Genomic DNA, 16,536 nt, shown 5'->3' on the forward strand with positions numbered 1-16,536 from the left:
TTCGGTGCCGCGTTGAAGAAGATCCCCGGACTGGAAGCACCCACCGAATGAACGAGACGAGAACCATGAGCGAGCTCGACCGCAAGATCAATCAGCACTTCGCAGGATCCGTGGTCCGCAAGGATCTCGTGAAATCTGTGAAGGGCAACGCAATCGTGCCGACGTACGTGCTCGAGTACCTGCTCGGCCAGTACGCGGCATCCGACGATGAAGCCACGATCGACGCAGGCATCGAACGGGTGCGCGAAATTCTCGCCCAGCACTACGTGAACCGGAACGAAGGCGGGCTTATCCGCTCCCGTATCCGGGAGAAGGGGCGCTACCGGGTCATCGACAGGGTGAGCGTTGCGCTGAACGACAAGCGCGACCTCTACGAGGCTGAGTTCGCGAACCTCGGCATCAACGAGGTCATCGTCGATCCTGCGACGGTCAAAGCGCACGAGAAACTGCTCGTTGGGGGCGTGTGGTGCATCTGCGACATCGAATACGAGCACTCGGACGACCAGCGCGTCGTTCCTTGGGTGCTCGGATCGCTGAAGCCCATCCAGCTCTCGAACTTCGACTACGCGGGATTCCTCGCGGCGCGGCGTGAGTTCAGCACGGACGAGTGGATTGACCTGCTCGTGCAGTCCATCGGATTCAACCCCGATCTCTTTGGCCGGCGAGCGAAGCTGATTCAACTCGTTCGGTTGATCCCGTTCGTCGAGAGAAACTACAACCTCGTCGAGCTGGGGCCCAAGGGGACGGGTAAGTCGCACATCTTCTCGGAGTTCTCACCGCACGGCATGCTCATCTCGGGGGGCGAGGTGACGGTGCCCAAGCTCTTCGTGAACAACGCGAACGGACGTATTGGTCTGGTCGGGTACTGGGACGTGGTCGCCTTCGATGAGTTCGCCGGCAAGAAGAAGCGCACCGAGAAGGCGCTTGTCGACATCATGAAGAACTACATGGCGAACAAGACCTTTTCACGCGGTGTCGAGACGCTCGGCGCTGAGGCATCCATGGTGTTCGTCGGCAACACGGCCCACACCGTGCCGTACATGCTGAAGCACAGCGACCTGTTCGACGAACTCCCGGAGTCGTATCACGATTCCGCGTTCCTCGACCGCTTGCACCACTACATCCCTGGATGGGAGGTCGACATCATCCGCGGCGAGATGTTCTCGAGCGGGTACGGATTCGTTGTCGACTACATCGCCGAGATCCTCAAGTCCATGCGGGCGAGTGACCGCTCGGATGCCTTCAAAGAGCATTTCTCGCTCGGTTCCGACATTTCCACGCGAGACCGCGACGGGATCCTCAAGACGTTCTCTGGCTTGATGAAGATCCTCTACCCGCATGGCGAGGCAACCCGAGACGAGATCGAAGAGATCCTTCGGCTCGCGATCGAGGGCCGGAAGCGTGTCAAGGACCAGATCCTTCGGATCGACAAGACGATGGCTGATGTCAAGTTTGGGTATGAGGATGCCAGCGGTGCGTGGCATCCGGTTCGCACGCTGGAGGAGGTGGAGTACCCCACTCACTACTCGCCCCGAGGTGGCGGAACGGTTGATGAGCTGGCCGATCCCCTCGAGCCCGAGCATGTCGCTCGCCCTCTGGCGAGTGCGCAGGCCGCAGCCGCGAATCAGCCGGAGACGCTTCCCACGGGCTTCTTCGAGTACCTGGAAGGTCAGAAGGGCGTCTCCTACCGCACGCTGCTGCTGCCCTATCTCAGCGGAGCCAAGGCGATTACTCTCGTGGACCCGTGGCTGCGGATGCCGCACCAGATCCGAAACCTCGAGGACCTCATCGCGCTCATCGCACTCGAGAAGGCGCCGGAGGACGAAGTTGTGTTGAGCGTGACCACGATGCCGGAGAGTGGTGCCGAGATGTATCAGGAGATGCAGCTCAAGGGCCTTTCTGAGCTTCAGGACTTCAGCGCGACCGTCGGTGTCAAACTGAAGTTCCGCTTCGCCGAACCCGGCGAGCTCCACGACCGGTACATCAAGGCTGACAACGGATGGCGGATCGTCCTCGGCAAGGGTCTCGACATCTTCCAGAAGCCCGGCGAGGGCAACCTGTTTGCCAAACGGATGCAGGAGTACCGGGCGACGGCGCACTTCACGGTGACGTACGTCCGCGAGACAGACACAAACTAGAGACGCTTGCGCGAACTGAAATGGCGGGGTGGCATGAGGGGGTCTCAACGTGGGTGAGCAAGAAGGTTTGCTTCCGGACGAGCGAACGGCCATTGAACTGATCGACGTGGCAACGTTTGCCGGCCTCAAGGCCGTCTGGAAGAAGCACATTTCTCCGCAGCTTAACGACGTCAAGTTCAGTTCACGGAACCTCGTAGTGGACCCCCTGCACCACGTCGTCCTGACTCGATACCTTGACGACGCACTTGGACAACTTGTGAGGGAGCTCAACTCCGGTGACTACGCGCCGCAGAGAGCCACGCTACTTCGGAGTGCGAAGGGGTTGGGCTTCACGCGGCCCGTTTGCGTGCTAGCGCCGCGCGACGCGTTGGTCTATCGAGCCATCGTCGCAGTGGCGGAGCCAGACTTGTTGAACACCCGAGCCGAGTGGGCCTCCGCTGCGCGCTCGGGAAAGGGCACCGCGGACGACAGAACCCTCAAGGACGACGACGAATCTGAGAGCGTGGACTGGTTTCAGCGCTGGCTCGAGCACGAGGGGCTCCTGCCTCGATTGAGCAATAGGGAAGATGTCTTGCTCATTGTGCAATCAGATATATCGAACTTCTTCCCCTCCGTTCGACTTGAGCTGGTCCGTGAGCATCTGACGAAGACGCGGCTCAGCACGACGCTTGTGCAGCTATGCACGCAGATTGTTAAGACGGTCGTCCCGAGGGAAGACTACCGTGACGACGCGCGCCTGGGCTTGCCCCAAGAGGAGCATTCCTCGTCGCGAGCTATCGCTCAGAGCGTTCTTGCGCCGGTTGACATGGCCTTTCAAGAAATGGGCCTGGACGACCGATACTCCCGGTATATGGATGACGTCGTTTGGGGTGTGAAGGACAACGAAGAGGCCATGCGCACGCTCGCGCGCTTTCAAAACGCATTGGAGACTCTAGGACTGTATCCAAACATCTCCAAGACAACAGTCTCTACCAAAGAACAGTTCTTCTCTGATCACCTGGTGGAGACAAACGCAAGGATTCAGCGCATTGATGCAGGACTCGGAGAGCTGTTCAGCCAAACGGAACAGATCGCTGAGCCGTCTAGCGCCCTCATTGATGAGGTGAAAGAGGTCTCGATCGCGCATCGGAACATGGAGCAGCGACCTCTTCGCTGGAATCGCGTCACAAGACGTCTGTATACACTTCATCGGCGCCTTGGTATAGACGACTGGGATCAGTATTGGACTCGTGATCTCCAAGGCGATCCTGCTGGCGCGCACGTTTACTTTGAGTACTTTCGCGCCTCGCCGCTTTCTGATGCTCGACTCAAGTCCGCCATTGACGTCGTCGGGACTTTTCATGGGCTGTACGAGGACTTGTCCATCATGGTGGCTGAAGCGATCGCGACCGCACCTGTCGCATCAGACGGTGCTCTTTGGGAACGAATATTCGAGGTGGCGAAAGGCGAGTTCCTGAGCCGAGCGGAGCGACGAGACGCACCGAGCCAACAGATCGCGTCATCGTGGTTTATGCTGGCGGCCAAGTACGGCACGGCTGGTCAATGTATGGATTTGGTTGATAGCGCAATCAGGTCTTGCGGCGACCGCAACCCGATGGTGGTGCTTCAAGCTGTCGCGCTCGACAGTAGTCGACTGCTCCGCGATGCGCTTCGACCCGATCTTTTCGGTGCCGACGAAGCACTCGCAAGCGAATACCTGGAAAGCCTAAAGCGTTCGGATACAAAATCCGTCGCTGTCGCTCGTGCCTTGATCCAACCGCGTAAGCTTCTGCAGCCTGCAAGGTATCTGGTGAAGCCACGCGCCTTCTTGCTTATGTCCAGGCTGGGGACACTCGCGGAAGGTCTGCCTCCAGCTTTTGTGGCTACGGCACTCTCCAATTTGTCGTCGAATTCTTCCCGGTTGCGTGATCATCGGAGTGAGCAGCTGTTCTCGCAATGGCGCCGGTGATGGTGTCCAATCGCGCGCGCGAATGACCGCGTGCGACTTGCGGCGTCGCGGAATGCTGAGAGGGTGTCGCCGGCTCCGCGCTATGCCGCCCTCGGCGCGCACCGCCTCGATCGCGGCGCGGGTGCCCGGGTCGTCGGATGCCGCGATCGGATCGCTCAGCGTGCTGCCTGCGGCCGCGCGCGCCCAAGCGCCGGCCGAGGACGGCAGGGCACGTCGTGTCAAGTGCCGCCCGTCCCAGTACCGCAACTGCTCCAAGGCGTGCGGAGCAGGCGTACCACCCGGCGAGAACCGGCATTGCCCGGGTGTTCGTCATGGGATCCCGCTCGCTCGTGGGTGTGCGTCGGCGCCCACCCGGCGCGGGGCCGACCGCGCAGCACGCGGCCGGCCCCGCGGCATCCGTTACAGCGAGGCGAACGCCTCGAACGTGACGTCGCCCGGCAGGCTGTCGAGGTTCCAGAGCGACGACTCGAACTGGGCCGTGCCGCCCGCCGGGAGGCGCTCGATGAAGGTGAAGTCGCTGCCGACGATCTTGCCCGCGGCGTCGCGCGCGATCACCGACACGGTGACGAGCTCCTGGTCCTCGACGAAGGTCGAGGTGACCTTGCCGGTGACGTCCATCCAGCCGTACTCGGTTGCGGTCGCAAGGTCCGCGACGGTGAACGAGCCGGTCTCGGCTGCGGGTGACGACGTCGCGGCCGCGCTCGTCGGGCCGCGCACGTCGAGCTTCGCGATCGTGCCGGAGCCGACCGAGAAGAAGTCGCCCACGACGACCGTGCGGCCCTGCAGGACCGTGGTGTAGTTGCTGCCCGAGTCGAGGATGGTGCCGTCGGCGTCGAGCGCCTCGACCGTGATGCCCGCCATCGGGAACACGTGGTCGGGGTTCGGGTTGTCGAGCACGACCGCGTACCACCACATGTCGGACTCGATGTCCTTGCCGAACGCGGTCTCGACGACCGCGAGCTCCTGGACGGCGGGTGCCTCCGGCTCGGCCGCGGGTGCGGCATCCGCTGCCGGCTCGGCCTCGTCGCCGGTCTCGGTGTCGGAGGCCGCGGCCGCCGCCCCGGACGCCGCCGCCTGCCCGGCGAGGTTCGCCGCGTTCACGATGTTGAAGATGAGCGACAGCACGACGACCACCGCGGTGACGATCCACGCCACCTTGCGGTGCTGGGCGTAGCCCTCGAGCGGGCGGCCGAACTTGTCGCGCTGCGTGCCAGTGAGCACGAGGATCAGGTCGACCAGCACCCACACGCCGAGGCCGCCGAGCGTGAACAGCTTGGCGAGGCCCGTGCCGACCTTGCCGAGGTAGAACCGGTCGACGCCGAACACGCCGACGAGCAGCGCGAGCAGCCACGTCACGATGAACGACTTCGGGGGCGCGTCGGTCGGTGCGGTCACGGGCGCCGGTGCGGCTGCCGGGTCCGCGAGAGTGGCGGTCGCGGTCGCCGTGGGCGCGACGGATGCCGCGGCGCGGGCGTCGGGCGCAGCATCCGCTGCCGATGCGGTGTGCTCGGTCCAGGCGCTGTCGTCCCAGTACCGCTGGGCGCCGCTGCCGTCGGGGTACCAGCCGGCGGGCGTTCCGGTCTGCTCGGATGCAGGGGCCGGGGAGGCGGCTTCGCCCGTCGTGCCGGGCTGCGGCTCGGTCCGGTTGGGCTGGGCGCCGCTGGGCGGGGTGGTCGTCGAGTCGGTCATCATCGTTCGCTTTCGCTGCGGTGGTTGGATGCGTCGAATGCAGGTCGCATCGCCGTCGGGTCGACAGCTGACCGACGTTACTGAGCCGGGCCGACGCGAGGACGTCGTCAGCGGTCGAGCGGGCAAACGCAGGCGGTGCGGAAACCGCTGCTGATCTGGCCCAGTTGCAGGAGCACCCCCACAAGTGGGCACACGCCACCTCTGACGGTTCGCGACACGAATGTCGGTGGCCCTACCTACCGTCGGAATCTTCGGCTACGGCTGGAGTCAACGAGGAGCACCGACATGGGCTCGGACTCACCCCTCAGCGCACGGATGCACGCCGCGCTCCAGGGCAACGGCATCAACGGCGACCACATCGATCGCGCTGCCTTCCTCGCCGACGTGCAGGCGCTCGAGCTGCGGCTCGCGATCATCGACGACCGGTTCGAACGTCTGGCGGCGCGGCCGGATGACGCCTACCGCGACTTCCGCCGCGACACGCTCGCGCGCATGCGGTCCGTCGCGGATCGCGCCGGCGCGCTCGAGGCGGCGGGGCAGCTCGATCCAAACCGTCGCCGGCATGTGGCAGCAGTGCTGACGGTCGTGCAGCGGCGGATGGCGCAGTTGGATGCGCGGCATGCGATGCACCGGGACCGGCGGGCGCGGCGGCGGGACGGTCCGCTGGTCTCCGCCCTTCAGGCGACTCGGTGATCGGTGCGCCGGATCGTCCCGATATGGAGCGCGGGTCGGCGGCGGAATGCGTCGCGGCCCCATGTGATGGATCGCGCACTTCCATTCCTGTGCGCGATCGATCACAATGGGTGATGTGCGCGAACGCGCACGTCGACGAAGGAGCAGGCATGCGAGTTCGGAGCGTTCTCGAGGTGGGAGCCGCGGCGCGAGATCGCCGGGAGGCGCTCGGGTGGTCCCAGCAGGTGCTCGCCGAGCGGGCGGGCGTCACACGCGAGTGGGTCGTGCGCTTCGAAGGGGGTAAGGCATCCGTCAGGCTCGATCGCGTCTTCGACGTCATCACCGCCCTCGACCTCGTCGTCGACCTGGAGGCGCGCACCCGACCTGAGCCGGACGGCAGCTGATGGCGCGATTCCCGAAGCTCGACGTCTTCCTCGACGGCACGTTCATCGGCGAGCTGTGCCAGGCCGATGCCGGTGCCACGACGTTCACGTACGACGACGAGTACCGCCGGCATCCGGACGCCACCCCACTGTCGCTCTCGATGCCGGTGTCGCGTTCGACGCATCCGCCGCGCGCCGTGCTGCCCTTCCTCCAGGGCCTCCTGCCCGACAGCCCCGGCAAGCTCGACGAACTCGCGAAGGCGTTCCACACCTCAGCCCTGAACCCCTACGGGCTGCTCGCGTTCATCGGCCGCGACGTCGCCGGCGCGGTCCAGATCCTGCCTCCCGGGGAATCCGCCCGCGACGCCGGACCGCGCGAGGAACGCGTCGACGAAATCTCGGCCGACGCGCTCGCCGACCTGGTCGCAGACCTCGTCGGGAACGCCGACACCTGGGGCACGCGTGATGTCGCCGGACGGTGGAGCCTGCCGGGCGCGCAGCCGAAGGTCGCGCTCTTCCGAAGCAGTGCGGGGGCGTGGGGTATCCCGCTCGACGCGACGCCGACCACGCACATCCTGAAGCCCGCCGTTCCACCATTCGTCGAACACGATGTCAACGAGTACGTCACGATGCACGCCGCGTCTCGCCTCGGGCTCGAGGTCGCCGACGCCGAGCTCATGACGACGACCCGCGGCGACCGCGTGTTCGTCTCGAAGCGGTACGACCGCGACCTCGTCGACGGGGTATGGCATCGTCGGCACCAGGAGGACTTCTGCCAGGCGCTCTCCGTGATGCCGGCTCGGAAGTACCAGTCCGATGGCGGGCCCGGGTTCGCGCGGATGGCCCAGCTCGTGGACTCGTTCCCGAACCTGGAGCAGCGCCGGAGGAGCCAGCGGCGGATGTTCGACGCCATGGTGTTCAACGTGTCGGCGGCGAACACCGACGCGCACGCGAAGAACTACTCGATCCTGCTGAACGCCGAGCGCGCCGAGTTTGCCCCGCTGTACGACCTCGGCACCCACCTCGCCTACCCGGCGACTCGCCCGCTCGCGTCAGCGATGAAGGTGGGCGACGCGTACCAGCTCGATCGCATCGGCGTGCGCGACCTCGTCGCGGTCGCTCGCAAGCTCCGCATCCCCGCCGATGAGGCCGAAGCGCGCGTGGACGAGATCCGCACCGGACTCGCCGAGGCGTTCGACACTGCCGCGCAGACCATCGCGTCGGCCACCGAGCGGGCGATCGCGGATCGGATCGCCTCAGCGGTCGAGGCATACGCCGCAGATCGCGGATGGGTCGACTGAGGAACCCGCGTCCGTCGCCTCCGGGCCGACCCCGATGCATCCGCCCCCACCCCCGGCGCATGATCGCCACGTAACGATCGACAATGGCCGGCCGCCCGCGCGCGGCGCCCAGCGCACGCGCGCGCACGACCGCCATCCGCAATGGAGGGGAGCGGATCATGGGCATGATCGACGGCAAGGAGCTCGACCCGGTCGAGGCCCCGGAGGTGCAGCGGCGGGTGGTCGTCAAGGTCACCGATGCGGCGCGGCGCGAGCGGGCGCTCAAGGAGCGTCCGGGTGAACGGCGGGCGGGGGAGCAGGAGGACGACGTCGGCCGCGACATGGTCGATGCGCTCTCGTACCTCGGGGACGTGATCGCGGAGTACCAGGATCGGGTGGCCGGGGAGGCGTACCTCGAGCCGATGGTGGGGCGCGACGAGCGCGAGCGGCTCGGGCGGGGCAGGCGGGCCCGGTTCGACGGGTATGCGGCGATCACGGTGCGGGACGAGGCATCCGCTGCCGAGCTCGCGAAGGAACTCGACGCGCGCGACGACGTCGAGACCGCCTACGTCGAGGGCGGGCCGACGCCGCCGCCGGTGAACGCAGGCGACGACCCGCGCAGCGGGAACCAGGGGTACCTGGATGCCGCGCCCGACGGCATCGACGCGCGGTGGGCGTGGGGTGCGACGGATGGCACGGGCATCGGGTTCGTCGACCTCGAGCAGGGGTGGACGCTGAACCACGAGGACCTCGCGGCGGCCGGCATCACGATCATCTCGGGCGTGAGCCAGGCGTACCACGGGCACGGCACGGCGGTGCTCGGCGAGGTCGTCGCGGTCGACAACACGAGGGGCGGCGTGGGCATCGCGCCCGGGGCATCCGCTCGGGTCGTGTCGCAGTTTCGCACGTCGACGAGCTACAGCACCGCGGCGGCCATCATCTCGGCGGCCGACGCGATGTCGCCGGGCGACGTGCTGCTGCTCGAGGCGCAGACCACCGCGGCCGGGTCGTCGACGACGTACCTTCCGGTCGAGGTCGAGCAGGCGGTGTTCGACGCCATCCGCGATGCGGTCGACGCAGGGCTGGTGGTCGTCGAGGCGGCCGGCAACGGCAACAACGACCTGGACGAGTGGACGGATGCCTCCGGCCGGCACCTGCTGAAGGTCGGCGACGCCGACTACCGCGACTCCGGGGCGATCATGGTCGGCGCCGGGTCATCCGCCGCGCCGCACTCGCGCCTGTCGTTCTCGAACCACGGCAGCCGCGTCGACTGCTACGCGTGGGGCCAGAACGTCGACACCACGGGCGACGGATGGACCGGCACGTCGACCTCGGCCTACACCGGGTCGTTCGGCGGAACGTCCGGTGCCAGCCCGATCGTCACGGGCGCCGCGGTGCTGCTGCAGAGCTGGCAGCGGGCGCGCTCGGGGCATCCGTTCTCGCCGGGCACCGTGCGGTCGTGGCTGTCGTCGTCGCTCAACACGCCGAGCGCCGACCCGGCGACCGACCGCATCGGCGTCATGCCCGACCTGAAGGCGATCTTCGAGCGCATCGAGTGGAACGACCGCTTCAAAGGGATCGACGACCGATTCGTGTACTGGGTGTACATCCTCTTCGGGATCATCAACGACGCGCCCGGGCTCATCTGGGTGCCGGGCAAGGGGCCGGTGCCGGTGGATCCGGACTGGCGGGGCGTCGCGGTGCGCGGGCGGCGGGAGCTGGTCGCGGCGATCGCGCGGGAGGCGCGGGCGTCCGACGGGCGGCTCACGGCGAAGCAGCTGGATCGGATCGCGGAGACGGTGTTCACGCGGTTCGGGCGCTGAGGAGCGGCCGCACGATGCGCGGCTCGAGGCGAACGGATGTCACCAGAACGGGGGCGTCGATCGTCGCGGCCTCGGGGACTGCCGGGACGTAGTCTCGCTACGGACCTACCAGCTCCGCCTCCCCGCTCGCCCGAGCCGAGCCACCAAGGACCCGTTGTGAAGACAGCCCTCGCCGCCCTCGCCCTCGCGATGGCCTCCGTGCCCCTGCTCGCCGGATGCTCGATCGCGCAGCGCATCGACGACGTCGCCGGCCCGGAGGTCGATCAGATCGACGAGGTTCCTGCGCCTGCGGTCGAGGAGGATCCGGTTCCGCCGGCCGCCCCGGTCGAGGTTGACGAGCCGGCCGCGCCCGCCTGGGTGTGCACCTGGGCGCCGACGATGAACGAGGACTGGCACGACGACTATCTCTGCACCAACGGCGTCGACTCCGACCGGCCGTACCTCATTCCCGAGGACGACTTCGTCGAGCGATGGGAGATCGACCAGGCGGCGGCCGCCTACCAGGCGGTGCTGAACTCGTAGGGTGAGGCGACTACCACGTCACCCCTCGGGCTCCGGCTGCAGGGCGATCGTGCTGCTCATCCTCCTGGTGCTCGTCGGCATGGTCATCCGCAGGCGCACGGCGAACGTCGGCGGCGCGCTCGAGGCGGCGGGCATCGCGCTGTACTCGCTGTTCGTCCTGCTGACCTCGACCGCCGTGACCCTCTGGTTCCGATACGCGGCGACGCCCGAGGAGCAGCGGATCCCGAAGCCGCCGTAGGCGTGTTGCTGGATTCATTCGCGGTGCTCGTGGGCGAGCCTAGACTCCGTGCCTCGTGATGGGATCTCCGACGAGGTGTGGGCCGCCGATCTCGACGAGAATGCCGAGCCCTGGACATATGCCGTCAAGAGAGGCTCATCGATGACGCTGGATCTCCACCCCGCCAAGACGGGGAGGCCCACCGCCACCGGGCTGCGACGATTCTCCGCCTACGCCCTGCACACGCTCGGAGCAGTCATCGGGGCCTGCGCAGCCATCTTCACGCTCGCGTTCGTACCGGCGTGGATCGCCAACGCAGCATCCCACACGGAGTACGGCCGAGCCGTCAGTCTGGGCTGGGACGCGTTCTGGCTGGCCATGGTCGTCGTCCCGGCGGCAGCCATCGGGGTGGTGATCGCAACGCTCGCGCTGCTGGTCCTCCGCGGCTACCGTCGCAGCCCGGTCGCCTACGTCCTGATCGGCGTCGCCGGCTCGGGGCTGGTGATCTCGGTCGCCGGGTTCCTCATGATCCAGGCCGAACGCGGCCTCCTCTGATCACGGCGGGCCGGACGGAGTACGCGCCGAGCGAGGCGCACCGCAGCAGCCGGGCCGCAGATGCCACGGCGCAGCGCCGCGCCATCCCCTCGCCGCGAACGAGGCCGAGCCCGGCCTCAGCGGTGCACGTGCGACGGTTCGCCCGTGACGCTCGTGATGTCCTTCTCCGTCGCGTGCAGGAGCCGCTCCGAGAGGTTGCGCAACGCGCGCGCGACCGCGAGCTCGTCGCCGATCTCGGGCACGTTCGGATCGATCGGGTTCCGACCCGCCTTCCCGACGCCGGTCACCTCCAGGCCCGCGGTCGTCCGCAGGTGCGCCTCCGCGCTCGTGTGATCCTCTTCTTCGTCGATCTCGACGCTGACCATCCACTGCTTCGTGGCATCCATGGAACCCACCACCCTCCCCGGTTCGGTTCCACCTTCAACGGTAGCGAGCCGAGGCGCGCGCGGCGAGGGGTCGCGGACACTCAGTCCCGCCACGCGCCATCCGTCGTCTCGAGGGGTTCGACCCGGTCGCCGCTCGGCTCGACCTCCGCCGCGCGGCACCGATCGACGGGAGGTTTGCGCGTATGCGGAACGTCCGGAACCTCCCGCGGACGCGCAAGCCGCACTTCGCGGGCGCGCGAGGGCGCGGGCACACGGGAACGGCCGGGACCCGAGGGCCCCGGCCGTCCGCCGGTGGTGCGTTCGACCGCTACGGCTGCGAGATCTCCTCGACCGTCTCGGCGGTCTCGTCCGCGTCGAGCGCGAGCGCGACATCCGCCTGGGCGATGACGCCGACCAGCAGGCCGCGGTCGATGACCGGCAGCCTGCGGATCCGATGCTGCTGCATGAGGCGGAGCGCCTCGCGCACGTCGTCGTCGGCGCCGATCGTGATCGGCGTTCCGTCGGCGAGCTCGCCGGCCGTCACCGCGTTCGGCGCGCCGCCGAGGGCGACGCACTTCACGACGATGTCGCGGTCGGTGAGCATTCCCGTCAGGCGATCGTCGTCGCCGCAGATCGGCATCGAGCCGATGTCGAGGTCGCGCATGATCCGCGCGGCCTCGGCCAGGGTCTGCTGCTCCTTCACGCAGGCGGGCTCCGGAGTCATGAGGTCGCGTGCACGTGTCATCGTGATCTCCTTTCTCTGGGTCCCGGGATCGTAGGCACGCTCGCGTCGATGCCGCACGGGGGTTGCGGATGCGCGGCCGATGACCGAACCTCCGCCCCCTCGAGCGGATGCCGCGGCCGCTACTCCTCGACGCCGGGCTCGCCGCCCTCCAGGCCGCCGTCGGTCGACTCGCTCATCGGCTCGGCGTTGCCCTGCGCGCCGGGCGTCTCGGGCGACTCCTGATCGCCGGGCTGCTCGTCGCGGTACTCCTCGTCGGGGGTGTTCGTGTCGCTCATGGCTTGCTCCTTCGCGTTCGGGCGTGCTGCTGCCAGCGTCGCGCGCGACCGCGCGCGCCGCCAGAGCTTGACACCCGAGCGGATGGCGCGCCGCCCCCCGACCGGATGCCCGCCCCACCGGATGCCGCCCGCCGCCCGCGCGCGCGAATGCCCTACCCGACCGGCCGCGCCTGCGGGAAGCTCCACGTCCCGTCGACCACCTCGGGCCGGGGGCGGTAGAGCCGCACGATGTAGTTCCAGCCGTCCATGAGGCCGAGCCGGTTGGGGCGCCCGTCGTCGGGCCCGCCGAAGTTCACGGTCACCGACCCGTCGGGGTTCCGGTCGGCGGTCACGCTGTTCACGCTGAGCAGCCCGCCCGCATCCTCGAGGTACCCGTCGCGGTTGTAGATCGTGACCGACCAGAACGCGTCGACCGGCACGTCGTCGACCGTCAGCGCGTACGCGCCGACGGGCAGCCCCGGGTCGTCGTTGACGTAGAACGCCTCGGAGGTCGGCAGGCCGCCCCACCCGGCGGCGGTGCCCAGCAGGTGGTGCACGGGGTCGACCTCGTCGCGCCGGCCGAACGAGCGCCCGAACCCCTGCACGCCGCGGGCCAGGGCGAGCAGCGCGTTGCGGGTCTCCGTGAAGGAGGCGTCGTCGTACTCCGGCATCGGGAACGCGTCGCCGGTGGGGGCGTCCAGCACGATCGCGTCCTGGAGCGCGTTGACCGCGGCGACATCCGCCGGGTCGTCGGGGTCGACGAGGATGCGCGGCACGACGGCGACCCAGTCCGTCCCGAGGTCGTCGGCGTGGAGGCGGTGCTCGCCGGGCTCGTGGGCGACGAGCGGGATGTAGTGGTCCTGGTTCACCACCATCATCGACAGGTACCGGTCGCCGGCATCGGGGAGCGTGACGCTGGCGCCGTTCGAGACGTCGAGGATGCCCATGCTGTACAGCGTGTCGCGGTTCTGCCGGATCACGGGCTGCGCGTCGAGCGGGGTCGGGCCGCGATTGTGGTGGAATCGCCCGGTTCCGCCCGCCTGCGCGGTCAGCGCCGTGAACATGCGGTTCGTCTCGGCGCGTGCGAAGTTGTCGACGTTGACGTGCTCGGCCATCCCCGTCCCCCTCGGTCCGCTGACGGTGCTCGTTGCCCCGCCGGTCAGCCTAGGGCCAGCGGATGCCGCGATCCAGGCCCAACGGCCCGCCCGGGCGCCGTGCTCCACAGCGCCCAGGCGACGAGGACCGGCTGGAGGAAGAGCCGCAGGAACCGCGCCCGGTCGGTCCGCATGAGCGGCACCGACCGGCCGGTGCGCCAGTGGTGCACGTTGCCGGGCAGCACCGCGACGAAGAACGCGGCGATCGCGGCGCCCACGCGCCGCCGCTCGCGGGGCGCGGCCACGACCGCGGCGGTGCCGAGCAGGATCTCGGCGACGCCCGAGGTGAGCACCACGGCGTCCTTGCCCGCGCGGTCGGCGGCGACCCAGTCGGGCACCGCGATGCGGAACCCGCGCCGGGCCCAGAACAGGTGCGACAGCCCGGCGAAGACGAGGAGCCCCGCGAGGCCCCACCGCGCGACGGCGCGGGTCGTGGCGGCCGGGGAGGGGCGGCGGGACGGACGGCGGGCGGGGCGGCGTCGACGGGGCATCGCCCCAGTCTGGCACCGCGTCATCCGATCGCCGCGTCGAGCCGCTTCTCGAACCAGAAGTCGGCGTAGGGCTCGCCGTTGTAGTCGTCGATCTCGACGTACCCGTTCGCGCGGTACAGGCCGATCGCCTCGGTGAGCGTGCGGTTCGTGTCGAGGCGCACGGATGGCGCGCCGAGCCGCGCCGCGGCCGCCTCGGCCTCGCGCAGCAGCCGCGCGCCGAGACCGAGCCCGCGCACGTCGCCCGAGACCCACAGCCGCTTGACCTCGGCGAAGCGCGCGTCGCCGCCCGGCAGCTTCACCCCGACGCATCCGACCGCCGCGCCGTGCAGGAACGCTACGAGGAACGCGCCGTTCGGCCCGCGGAACTCGTCGTCGCTCGTCGGGCGCGACTGCGCCGGGTCGAACCCGAGGTCGAACCGCGCGGCGAGCTCGGCGAAGTACGCGGCGATGCTCGCGCGCGCGTCGTCGTCGCCGGGGTCGACGGTGCGCACCTCGACGGCCGACGCCGTCATCAGCCGGCGCACCTCGTCCATCGCGTCGACGAGGCGGGTGCGCTGCCGTTCGCTGAGCGGGTCGAGGATGCCGCGGGCGAGCTCGTCCGACCCGCGGTCGAGCTCGCGCCGCTCGGCGACGCCGCGGTCGGTGAGCCGGGCGACGCGCACGCGCGAGTCGGTCGCCGCCGGCTCGACGCGCACCAGGCCGTCGGCCTCGAGCGCGCGCAGCTGCCGGCTGAGGTATCCCGAGTCGAGCCCGAGCCGTTCGCGCAGCGCGCGCAGCTCGGCGCCCGTGTCCGCGCCCCCGGCCGCGGCGCCGATCTCCCACAGGAGCCGGGACTGCCCGAGCGGCCGCCCGCGGGCGAGGTAGTGGTCGTCGAGCGCGCCGATGCGCTCGGTGACGGTGCGGTTGAACTCCCGCACCCGGGTGATCGCGTCCATGTCTCTGACCTTAGTCAGAGAATCCGGATGGCGCGAGCCTCAGTCAGCTCAGCCGCCCGCGTTCACGCGCACCGACGGGATCCACTCCACGTCGATGTCCGCCGGATCGATGCCCGCGCTCTCGAGGCGATCGCCGAGCTCGGAGATGTCCGGAGCCGCGTCGCCGCCGGTGATGCGCACGAGGTACGACAGCGCTGAGACGTACTCGACCGAGATGACGTCGAGGTCGCGCTCGAGGCCCCACGCCCGCGCGGTCTGGGTGATCTCCGCCTGCCGGGTGTTGAGCGTGGTGCTGACGAACGTCGAGAGCCCGAGCGGCAGGGCGACGAGGACGAGCATGCCCGCGATCGCGAGGTTCGACCGGCGGCGGTTCACGGTCTTCGTTCCCGGCGGCAGCGACGCGGCATCCACCCGGCCCCACTTCGCCACCCGGTAGACGGCCATGATCACCACGCCCGTGCCGAGGATCGCCGCGACGTTCGCCGTGAACAGCAGCAGCGACCCGATCGAGCTGCCCCAGTCGCCCGATTCCGCTGCGATGCCCACCACGACGAGCGGCGGCACGAGCGAGATCGCGATCGCGACGCCCGGGAGCGTGTCCGAGATGTCCTTGCGCACGAGCGCGATCGAGCCGACGGCGCCGGTCGCGAGCGCGGCGAGCAGGTCGATGAGGCCCGGCGTCGCGCGCGCGGCGACCTGGCTGTTCGTCTCCTCGGTGATCGGCGCCGCGGCGAGCAGGCCGACCAGCCAGCCGATCGCGATCGCGGCGGCCGCACCGCCGATCATCATGAGCACCGAGCGGGTGAGCGCGCGGCGGTCGCCCAGCACGGTCGCGAGCATGGTGCCCTGGATCGGCAGCATCATCGGCGCCACGATCATCGCGCCGATCACCGTCGCGGTCGAGTCGCCCACGACGCCGGCGGCGGCGATCACCGACGACAGGGTCAGCAGGATCCAGAACCGCTGCACCTTCCGGCGGGTGGTCGGGCCCTCGAAGAACACCGAGTCGCGCATGTGCTCGATCGTGTTGAGCGCGCCCGACGGCGGCGGCGGGTACGACGGCTGCGACATCGGTCCTCCTCGACGGGGCCCGGCTCGGGGCCGGTCCTCGAGGCGAGCGTACGACCGAGACGAGCGGATGCCGCGGCACGGCGCCGGACGCGTCGCATCGTGTCGCGCGGCCCCCGCGGGAGGGGGTGCGGCCCGTGGCAGCCCTCAGCCGGAATCAGGGCCCCTGCGGGCGGAAACGAGGGGGTGCCCCGGATGCCGGGCACCGCGCCATCCGCGATCGTGGTACTCGAACGGTCGGGGCGGCGCCCACGGCGCCGCACACCGGACCACGATCCCGACCGATCACCCTGACCA

17 protein-coding genes are annotated in these 16,536 nt (G+C 69.0%); 9 read left to right on the forward strand and 8 right to left on the reverse strand.

Annotation, left to right across the window (positions count from 1 at the left end; translation table 11 throughout):
• Positions 1 to 65 precede the first annotated feature (65 nt).
• The gene (gene brxL / locus ACUY4T_RS08100; RefSeq protein ID WP_446018427.1) at positions 66 to 2,138 is read left to right on the forward strand and encodes a BREX system Lon protease-like protein BrxL; all 2,073 of its coding nucleotides are present in this window, start codon (positions 66 to 68) and stop codon (positions 2,136 to 2,138) included.
• A 49-nt stretch (positions 2,139 to 2,187) separates the two neighbouring features.
• Positions 2,188 to 4,086, forward strand: coding sequence for an RNA-directed DNA polymerase (locus ACUY4T_RS08105; RefSeq protein WP_446018428.1), 1,899 nt, complete (start codon positions 2,188 to 2,190; stop codon positions 4,084 to 4,086).
• A 399-nt stretch (positions 4,087 to 4,485) separates the two neighbouring features.
• Here the strand turns inward: ACUY4T_RS08105 and ACUY4T_RS08110 are convergent, their stop codons facing one another.
• Positions 4,486 to 5,775 carry an NINE protein gene (locus ACUY4T_RS08110; protein WP_446018429.1) on the reverse strand — a complete coding sequence of 430 codons (1,290 nt, stop codon included), beginning with the start codon at positions 5,773 to 5,775 and terminating at the stop codon, positions 4,486 to 4,488.
• Between the two features lie 315 nt (positions 5,776 to 6,090).
• Between ACUY4T_RS08110 and ACUY4T_RS08115 the strand changes: the two genes are divergently transcribed.
• From ACUY4T_RS08115 to ACUY4T_RS08145, 7 genes are all read left to right on the forward strand, one after another.
• On the forward strand, positions 6,091 to 6,468 hold the full coding sequence (locus ACUY4T_RS08115) for a hypothetical protein (protein ID WP_446018430.1): 378 nt from the start codon (positions 6,091 to 6,093) through the stop codon (positions 6,466 to 6,468).
• A gap of 149 nt (positions 6,469 to 6,617) precedes the next feature.
• The gene (locus ACUY4T_RS08120) at positions 6,618 to 6,851 is read left to right on the forward strand and encodes a helix-turn-helix domain-containing protein (RefSeq protein WP_446018431.1); all 234 of its coding nucleotides are present in this window, start codon (positions 6,618 to 6,620) and stop codon (positions 6,849 to 6,851) included.
• Complete coding sequence (locus tag ACUY4T_RS08125) at positions 6,851 to 8,131, forward strand: HipA domain-containing protein (protein WP_446018432.1); 1,281 nt, start codon at positions 6,851 to 6,853, stop codon at positions 8,129 to 8,131. The genes ACUY4T_RS08120 and ACUY4T_RS08125 overlap by 1 nt, the downstream gene beginning before the upstream one ends.
• Positions 8,132 to 8,289: 158 nt before the next feature.
• Entirely contained in the window at positions 8,290 to 9,933 is a 1,644-nt protein-coding gene (locus tag ACUY4T_RS08130) for a S8 family peptidase (protein ID WP_446018433.1), read from the forward strand.
• A gap of 156 nt (positions 9,934 to 10,089) precedes the next feature.
• Complete coding sequence (locus tag ACUY4T_RS08135) at positions 10,090 to 10,455, forward strand: hypothetical protein (protein WP_446018434.1); 366 nt, start codon at positions 10,090 to 10,092, stop codon at positions 10,453 to 10,455.
• A gap of 49 nt (positions 10,456 to 10,504) precedes the next feature.
• On the forward strand, positions 10,505 to 10,693 hold the full coding sequence (locus tag ACUY4T_RS08140) for a hypothetical protein (RefSeq protein WP_446018435.1): 189 nt from the start codon (positions 10,505 to 10,507) through the stop codon (positions 10,691 to 10,693).
• A gap of 141 nt (positions 10,694 to 10,834) precedes the next feature.
• Positions 10,835 to 11,227, forward strand: a complete 393-nt coding sequence (locus tag ACUY4T_RS08145) for a hypothetical protein (protein ID WP_446018436.1) — start codon at positions 10,835 to 10,837, stop codon at positions 11,225 to 11,227.
• A 116-nt stretch (positions 11,228 to 11,343) separates the two neighbouring features.
• On the opposite strand, the gene ACUY4T_RS08150 is transcribed toward ACUY4T_RS08145, so the two are convergent.
• The 7 genes from ACUY4T_RS08150 to ACUY4T_RS08180 form a co-directional block, all read right to left on the reverse strand.
• Entirely contained in the window at positions 11,344 to 11,613 is a 270-nt protein-coding gene (locus ACUY4T_RS08150) for a DUF1876 domain-containing protein (RefSeq protein WP_446018437.1), read from the reverse strand.
• Between the two features lie 307 nt (positions 11,614 to 11,920).
• A complete protein-coding gene (locus ACUY4T_RS08155; protein ID WP_446018438.1) occupies positions 11,921 to 12,337 on the reverse strand; it encodes a CBS domain-containing protein in 417 nt (138 codons plus the stop codon).
• 119 nt (positions 12,338 to 12,456) lie between these two features.
• Complete coding sequence (locus ACUY4T_RS08160) at positions 12,457 to 12,612, reverse strand: hypothetical protein (protein WP_446018439.1); 156 nt, start codon at positions 12,610 to 12,612, stop codon at positions 12,457 to 12,459.
• A gap of 152 nt (positions 12,613 to 12,764) precedes the next feature.
• Positions 12,765 to 13,706, reverse strand: coding sequence for a DUF1254 domain-containing protein (locus tag ACUY4T_RS08165; RefSeq protein ID WP_446018440.1), 942 nt, complete (start codon positions 13,704 to 13,706; stop codon positions 12,765 to 12,767).
• 44 nt (positions 13,707 to 13,750) lie between these two features.
• On the reverse strand, positions 13,751 to 14,236 hold the full coding sequence (locus ACUY4T_RS08170; RefSeq protein ID WP_446018441.1) for a DoxX family protein: 486 nt from the start codon (positions 14,234 to 14,236) through the stop codon (positions 13,751 to 13,753).
• Positions 14,237 to 14,256: 20 nt separating this feature from the next.
• The gene (locus ACUY4T_RS08175) at positions 14,257 to 15,171 is read right to left on the reverse strand and encodes a bifunctional helix-turn-helix transcriptional regulator/GNAT family N-acetyltransferase (protein ID WP_446018442.1); all 915 of its coding nucleotides are present in this window, start codon (positions 15,169 to 15,171) and stop codon (positions 14,257 to 14,259) included.
• 48 nt (positions 15,172 to 15,219) lie between these two features.
• Entirely contained in the window at positions 15,220 to 16,242 is a 1,023-nt protein-coding gene (locus tag ACUY4T_RS08180) for a DUF389 domain-containing protein (protein ID WP_446018443.1), read from the reverse strand.
• Positions 16,243 to 16,536 lie beyond the last annotated feature (294 nt).

Source organism: Agromyces arachidis, from assembly GCF_052805135.1.

Coding starts and splice junctions, on each gene's coding strand:
- brxL (WP_446018427.1), top strand. CDS start 66: ATGAGCGAGCTCGACCGCAAGATCAATCAGCACTTCGCAGGATCCGTG.
- ACUY4T_RS08110 (WP_446018429.1), bottom strand. CDS start 5,775: ATGACCGACTCGACGACCACCCCGCCCAGCGGCGCCCAGCCCAACCGG.
- ACUY4T_RS08115 (WP_446018430.1), top strand. CDS start 6,091: ATGCACGCCGCGCTCCAGGGCAACGGCATCAACGGCGACCACATCGAT.
- ACUY4T_RS08120 (WP_446018431.1), top strand. CDS start 6,618: ATGCGAGTTCGGAGCGTTCTCGAGGTGGGAGCCGCGGCGCGAGATCGC.
- ACUY4T_RS08125 (WP_446018432.1), top strand. CDS start 6,851: ATGGCGCGATTCCCGAAGCTCGACGTCTTCCTCGACGGCACGTTCATC.
- ACUY4T_RS08130 (WP_446018433.1), top strand. CDS start 8,290: ATGGGCATGATCGACGGCAAGGAGCTCGACCCGGTCGAGGCCCCGGAG.
- ACUY4T_RS08145 (WP_446018436.1), top strand. CDS start 10,835: ATGACGCTGGATCTCCACCCCGCCAAGACGGGGAGGCCCACCGCCACC.
- ACUY4T_RS08150 (WP_446018437.1), bottom strand. CDS start 11,613: ATGGATGCCACGAAGCAGTGGATGGTCAGCGTCGAGATCGACGAAGAA.
- ACUY4T_RS08155 (WP_446018438.1), bottom strand. CDS start 12,337: ATGACACGTGCACGCGACCTCATGACTCCGGAGCCCGCCTGCGTGAAG.
- ACUY4T_RS08160 (WP_446018439.1), bottom strand. CDS start 12,612: ATGAGCGACACGAACACCCCCGACGAGGAGTACCGCGACGAGCAGCCC.
- ACUY4T_RS08165 (WP_446018440.1), bottom strand. CDS start 13,706: ATGGCCGAGCACGTCAACGTCGACAACTTCGCACGCGCCGAGACGAAC.
- ACUY4T_RS08170 (WP_446018441.1), bottom strand. CDS start 14,236: ATGCCCCGTCGACGCCGCCCCGCCCGCCGTCCGTCCCGCCGCCCCTCC.
- ACUY4T_RS08175 (WP_446018442.1), bottom strand. CDS start 15,171: ATGGACGCGATCACCCGGGTGCGGGAGTTCAACCGCACCGTCACCGAG.
- ACUY4T_RS08180 (WP_446018443.1), bottom strand. CDS start 16,242: ATGTCGCAGCCGTCGTACCCGCCGCCGCCGTCGGGCGCGCTCAACACG.